4 protein-coding genes and 1 pseudogene are annotated in these 6,409 nt (G+C 58.9%); 4 read left to right on the top strand and 1 reads right to left on the bottom strand.

Annotated features, from left to right (window positions below):
* Window positions 1–59 precede the first annotated feature (59 nt).
* Window positions 60–503 (top strand): DUF1990 domain-containing protein, encoded by a 444-nt coding sequence (locus tag HMPREF2822_RS11305; protein WP_070524695.1) that lies wholly within the window; start codon window positions 60–62, stop codon window positions 501–503.
* Window positions 504–533: 30 nt separating this feature from the next.
* Here HMPREF2822_RS11305 and HMPREF2822_RS11310 read toward each other — a convergent pair whose 3' ends face one another.
* Entirely contained in the window at window positions 534–2,285 is a 1,752-nt protein-coding gene (locus tag HMPREF2822_RS11310) for an alkaline phosphatase D family protein (protein ID WP_198530983.1), read from the bottom strand.
* 222 nt (window positions 2,286–2,507) lie between these two features.
* Between HMPREF2822_RS11310 and HMPREF2822_RS11315 the strand changes: the two genes are divergently transcribed.
* From HMPREF2822_RS11315 to HMPREF2822_RS11335, 3 genes and pseudogenes are all read left to right on the top strand, one after another.
* A complete protein-coding gene (locus tag HMPREF2822_RS11315; protein ID WP_070524697.1) occupies window positions 2,508–4,382 on the top strand; it encodes a purple acid phosphatase family protein in 1,875 nt (624 codons plus the stop codon).
* A 103-nt stretch (window positions 4,383–4,485) separates the two neighbouring features.
* Window positions 4,486–5,421, top strand: coding sequence for a vWA domain-containing protein (locus tag HMPREF2822_RS11325; protein ID WP_232755698.1), 936 nt, complete (start codon window positions 4,486–4,488; stop codon window positions 5,419–5,421).
* A gap of 75 nt (window positions 5,422–5,496) precedes the next feature.
* Window positions 5,497–6,409, top strand: a pseudogene (locus tag HMPREF2822_RS11335) (IS3 family transposase); the annotation flags it as partial.

A 6,409-nucleotide genomic window follows, 5' to 3' on the forward strand; every position in this document is an offset into this window, starting at 1 on the left:
ACACCCTATTTTACTCTTCTCAAGCATCATCTAAGGGCGGTTTGACTAGGCTGAACACCATGCCTGAGCCACTGTCGTACTCCTCCACCGAGAGCTTCCCGCAGCTGCACATGTCCCGCGTCATCGACGCTGAATTCGATGACGCCGCGGACAAACTCTTCCGCTGGGGCCTGCAGCGTAGCGGTCTCTTCCGGGTACGGCCCAGCCACGCCACGGTGGAGGAAGGCGCTGAGGTCAGCCTCGGGCTGGGGCCGTGGGAGTTTCGCTGCCGGGTCGTGGATGTCTTCCGCGAGGAGGGCCGGTGTGGCTTTACCTACGGCACCCTTCCCGGCCATATTGAGCGCGGCGAGGAGACCTTTACCCTGGAGCGCCTACGGGATGGGCGCACGCTGCTGCTTGTCGACGCCTCCTCCCAACCCGCCCGCCTCCCCTTCCTGCGCTCGTTGCTCGATATTCCCCGGCGCGCGCTGATTCGCTTCTTTTACCTCAGGGCGCTGGGCTGATCCCCCGCAGCGCCCGCCGGCGGATGGTGGCTAGGCGGTGAATCCGTCCTTAGGATTCCAGGTCTTGCTCACCGCCAGCGCTACCGAAGCATCTTCAGCTTCAACATCAGAAACACGGTAGTAGTGCATGTCCACGTGATCGGCAAAGAGGTGCGCGACGGCATAGCCGTGGGAGTCATAGTCCAAGTGCTTTACCCACGGGTTAGCGTCCTTGATTGCGTCCTCAATGAGCAACGAAGTCGAGTTGTCCTCCCTGTGGTAGGTGCCTGTGTAGGTGGTGAGGATTTCGTCGACGTTGGGCGCCGTAATTGAGGTTGTTACCAGCTCACAGGCCACGCGCTTGTCGTGCAGGTAGATGTCGTTGGCCCATTCCGAGTGAATATCACCGGTAATGAAGAAGGAGTTGCCCTCGCGAGCATCAAGAGCCTCGAGTACACGGTCACGGTCAGCGGCGTAACCATCCCACTGATCCGAATTCACGGCGAAGCCAGAGGTATTGCCCTTGACAAAGCGCAAGCCCTCATTGGCGGCATCATTACCTGGGATGGTCAGCAGGCGCATGGGAGCCATCATCACCGAGTTGCCCATCACCATCCACGTGGCGTCTGACATCGAAATAGTGTCCCGCAGCCACTGCAGCTGTTCGTTACCCACGATGGTTCGATTCGGGTCCCCGAAGTTAGCAGCGGTGGTTTCCTGATCGCGGTAGGTACGCAAATCCATCATGGTGAGCTCCATGAGGGAGCCGAAGCGCAGGTTGCGGTAAAGCTTACCGCCCTCGCTCAGCTGCTTTTGGCGCAGCGGCATCCATTCGTAATAGGCCTGCAAGGCGTCGTTCCAACGGCGGGACCACTCGCCCTCTGCAAACCCAGGTGTGTGGTTTTCGGCGCCCTCGCGCCAGGAGTTGTTGGCTGTCTCGTGGTCATCCCACACCACGACCCACGGGGCCGCAGCATGCGCAGCCTGCAGGTGCTCGTCGGTGCGGTAGCGGCCGTAGCGGATGCGGTAATCCTCCAGCGTGACGATCTCCCACACGGGGTGGTGCTCACGTGCCACACCACTCTTGCCCACGTACTCCCCCGTGGGATATTCGTAGATGTAATCCCCAAGGAAGACCACGAAGTCAAGCTCCCCGGAGCGTCCACGCTCCGCCATGTCCTTGTAGGCGTTAAAGAAGCCCGATTCGTAGTTGGCGCACGAGGCCACGGCGAATTTCAGGTTGTCTACCTGGGCGTCGACAGCTGGCGCAGTTTTCGTCCTGCCCACGGGCGAATACGCCCCGCTATGCTCACCCGAGGTCACCTGGAAGCGGTAGTAGTACACGGTGTCCGGGTTCAGGCCAAAGGGATCTACGTGAACGGTATGGTCGTGCTCCGCGGAGGCAACCTCTTGACCGTGTGCCACCACGGAAGCCATCGCCTCATCTGTAGCAATCTCCCATGCCACGTGAACGTCGTCTCCCATGCCAGAACCAGGCAGGGCATCCCGGTCCGGGGTGACGCGGGTCCACAGCACCACCGAGGTGGGCAGCGGATCACCAGACGCAACGCCGTGGAGGAAAGGCAGCTGGGCGCCGGTGTACTGGTTATACGCTTCCAACGGGGCCTGGCGCGGGGTGCCGTGCTGGGCAGTTGCTGCCGACAGCCCATAGCCAGCGGCCGCGGTGGATGCACCAACGGCGCCCCAACGCAGCGCGGTGCGTCGATTAAAGCGGATAGCGCGAGAGTTTCTTAAAGATTCTGAAGAGTCTGGGGTATCTGTGGACCCGAATTCGTGGGACATGGGGCTAAACATAAGCTCACCAAAACTGCTATTTCAACGCGAAACAGCGCGTGATATCCCCTATACCGGGGGCATGTTCCACAGATTTCTATTCTGCTTAACCGGAGGTTCACCTTGAGATGTTTCTGTGACTAGGTCATGTCTGTTTCTCTGTTTTCTCAGCAGAGAAACACTCTCACACTCAACTTCCGATATTCATCGCAAAAGGCACACAAAGCAATAATGAAGCGTTTTAGTTTTTCTCCCGCCTCCGCTGGCGTAGCCACCATGACCGCGGCCGCTCTTGTCTTCACCTCACAGGTAAGCGTTCCCGTTCTGGCTACCGCTCAAACTAGCCCCATTTCCCGGATGGTGCTCCAACCGGGAAGCAAGGAAAGCTCCGTCATTGTCTCGTGGCGCACCCAGGGCCCGGCAGACAAGGAAGTCCTCGAGGTCACCGGCCCAGACGGCGCCCAGACCTTTGAAGCCGAGGAAAAGGACGGTGGCGCTATTGCATACGTGTCCAACTACGCCACCGCTACGGGTCTAAAGGAAAACACCGAGTACACCTACCGCGTCGGCTCCGAAGAGGGCGGCTGGTCCGAGCCTGAAACCTTTAACACCGGCAGCTTTGGCCAGGACTGGAGCTTCGTCACGGTTTCTGACGCGCAGATTGGAGTCGATGCCGACATCAAGGGTCAGACCGAGCAGTGGAACAAGACCATCGGCAACGCGGTTGCCGACGCCCCTCAAGCCAGCATGATCTGGTCCCTCGGTGACCAGGTTGAGGGCTGGGGCGCGACGATCGCGCAGTACGACGGCTACTTCTCCTCACCGGAGATTCGAAACATTCCCACCAACGCACTGCCGGGCAATCACGAGACGTACCCGTCAGACCTGGCAATGAAGCACTACGATGAGCACTTCATCAACCCGAATCAGGAGCCAGACCTGCGGGATTTCTACTTTGAGCGCAACAACGTTCTCTTCCTTGGGCTCGGCACCAACGCCAGCAGTGACGCGGACATTGAGCGCCATGCGGAGTTCATGCGTAAGACCATTGAAAACCGCGGAGCTTTCAATGACTGGATCATCGTGGGCATGCACCACGCCTTCTTCTCTCAAGGCACCCACTACACCGATGGCGATGTAACCAAGCTCCGTGAAAAGCTCGCTCCGGTCATGTCCGAACTGGACGTCGATGCCGTACTCAGCGGCCACGATCACATCTACACCCGTACCCATCTCATGAACGGCCTTGAGCCGGTGAAGGCTCCTGCGAAGCGTGGCGACGTCCTCGCCCCCAATGACGGTGAGGTCCTCTACATCACCACCACCTCGGCGGGCGGCGGCAAGTTCTATGACTTCCAGGGTGAGGACGGGAAGAAGTACCCCAATGCCCGCATGGAAAACATGGACCCTGCTCTGCCGCACGAGTCCACGGCGATCTGGCGCCAGGACTACGACGAGGACTACATGGTCGTCGATGTGACCGGTGATGAGCTCACCTTCCGCACCTACAACGCCAACAACCCGAACTTGGTGGACAAGGTCACGCTGAAGAACAACGACCACGCCATTGCGGACCCGCGCGAAGAGAAGCCGACGACCCCGGCGCCGGCGACCACAACTGAGGTCGTCACCACGGAGGTACCGACCACCGTGACCACCACGGAAACCAAAGAGGTCCCCACCACGGTGACCACCACGCTCCCAGCGGAGAAGACCACCAAGACAGTGACCTCGATGGTGCCCACCACTGAGGAAAAGACCATCACCACCAAGGTGCCGACGACCATTACCACTACCAAAACTGCCGAGCCCTCCGAGCCTTCGGATCCCTCCAAGCCAGCCAAGCCAGGTGAGCCAGCCAAGCCGGATGAGAACTGTGACGAGGGCTCTGCGGGGGCGTCGGCAAGCTCGGCAGGCTCCTCCGATGGGTCCTCGGATGATTCGTGCTCGTCCTCTCGCGGCGGCATGATTGGCTTCCTGTTGGGGGCCATCAGCGCGCTGATTGTCGCCGGCGGTGTGGCGGCGCTGGACCCGAACAGCCCGGTCCGCAACAACATTCAGAGCATGCTCGACTCGCTTTACCGGATGTATACCCGGTTGTTCTAAGGCCCCCTAAAACACGCAAACGGAAACGGAATGCACGGGGGTTAATCCCCCTGTATTCCCCGTTCCCAAGCGCAGATCGCCTCCTGTGTGTAATTTAACTCACATGCACACAAAGTCACGTTTCATACCAAAACCATTGCTCACGGCGATTCTTTTCCTCGCAGCAGTCGCTCTCTCCATCGTAAGCGTTCTCTTTCCCCTCACCGCCACCGCCGAAGATTCACGCTCAACCTCCACTAGTAGCTCCGTGCCGAGCTCCCCCACTGCTTCTAGTGACATGGCCCCGACCATGGTGGTCTTCGATTCCTCCGGTTCCATGATCACCAACGATGCCGGCGGCCAGACCCGCATCGACGCCGCCAAAGATGCCGCCCGCACCTTCATCACCGAAGCCGGGGACGACGCCCCTCTGGGACTTGTCACCTACGGCGGAAACACCGGCGAGGCCCCCGAAGATGAAGCAGCCGGTTGCCAGGACATCACCGTGGTAACGCCACCTGAGGCCGGCGATTCTGAGAAAATGATTGGCCACATGGATGGCCTCCAACCGCGCGGCTTTACGCCCATCGGTGAATCTCTGCGCAAGGCCGCGGCTGAGCTTCCAAAGGAAGGCCAGCGCAGCATCATCTTGGTCTCGGATGGCGTTGCGACATGTACCCCGCCACCGGTCTGCGATGTGGCGAAGGAACTCAAGGAACAGGGTATCGACCTGGTCATCAACACCGTCGGCTTCAACGTTGAGCCCGAGGCTCAGCAGGAACTGCAGTGCATTGCCGACGCCACCGGCGGCACCTATGCCGACGCCTCCGACGCCGATAGCTTGGCCAAGGAGCTTAGCCGCGCAGCACCGCGCGCCTACAACGCCTACGAATCAGACCTCAAGGAAATCGAAGGCGGCGAAACCGAGGGTTCTCCGGCCAAGGTAGACCGTGACGTGGAAGCCTTCTCCACCACTCTTCTTCCGACGGAGGGTGAGGGGCACTCCGCTGAATCCACTACCTTCTTCACTACCCCATTGCTGAAGGCGAGCGCGTGGTGATTGGGCCTGACCCCTTTTTGGTGGACACCTTTCATTCCAGCCCAGTCGGGCTGGGAAGAAAGGTAATCTACCACCATGTCCAGGTACTCCGAACAGTTCAAACGCGATGCTGTGGCCCTCTATGAAAACAATGAGGACCTCTCGCTGAACGCAGCATCAGCAGAGCTCGGTATCAACCGTGCCTCGCTGCATTCTTGGGTCACCAAGTACGGCACCGGAAAGCGTGCCCGCATTAGAGCCGTGCATGATAAAGCCCAAGCGGCGACTGATTCTGAGCGAATCCGCCAGCTGGAAAAAGAAAACGCGAAGCTGCGCGAAGAACGCGATATTCTACGTAAAGCTGCTAAATATTTTGCCGAAGAGACACGCTGGTGATCCGCTTCCAGTTTGTCTATGACCACCGAACCGAATACTCGGTCAAGCGGATGTGCCACGTTTTAAAGCTCAATCGCTCCTCGTTCTATAAATGGGTCCAAACCCGTGAAAAGCGCAGGTTAAAGATGTGTTCCGATGCCCTTATTGGTGCGAGAATTACAACCATCTTCGATGATGAGCACGGGCTTTATGGTGCTAAACGCATCGCTGCAAGCCTTAACGACGATACGGACATTCCTCCGACCAACCACAAGAAGGTCGCACGCATCATGAAATCCATGGGACTTAAAGGCTTTACCAAGCGCCGCCGATGTGTCACTACCAGGCGCAAGCCTGGCCACCGTGTCATGCCGGACTTAGTAGGCCGTACATTCACAGCCAACGAGCCGAACCGCGTTTATCTTGGCGACATTACCTACCCGCCCTGTAAGGGTGGCAAGAACATGTATTTGGCCACAGTCATTGACACGTATTCACGGAAACTTGCAGGTTATGCGATCGCAGACCACATGCGAGTGTCACTGGTCGTCGATGCACTAGCCCACGCGCACGGTGTGCGTGGCAGTCTTGACGGGGCTGTATTCCATTCCGATCACGGCAGTGTGTACACCTC

The organism is Corynebacterium sp. HMSC062E11 (genome assembly GCF_001811845.1).
GTDB lineage: Bacteria > Actinomycetota > Actinomycetes > Mycobacteriales > Mycobacteriaceae > Corynebacterium > Corynebacterium hesseae.

Coding starts and splice junctions, on each gene's coding strand:
- HMPREF2822_RS11305 (WP_070524695.1), top strand. CDS start 60: ATGCCTGAGCCACTGTCGTACTCCTCCACCGAGAGCTTCCCGCAGCTG.
- HMPREF2822_RS11310 (WP_198530983.1), bottom strand. CDS start 2,285: ATGTCCCACGAATTCGGGTCCACAGATACCCCAGACTCTTCAGAATCT.
- HMPREF2822_RS11315 (WP_070524697.1), top strand. CDS start 2,508: ATGAAGCGTTTTAGTTTTTCTCCCGCCTCCGCTGGCGTAGCCACCATG.
- HMPREF2822_RS11325 (WP_232755698.1), top strand. CDS start 4,486: ATGCACACAAAGTCACGTTTCATACCAAAACCATTGCTCACGGCGATT.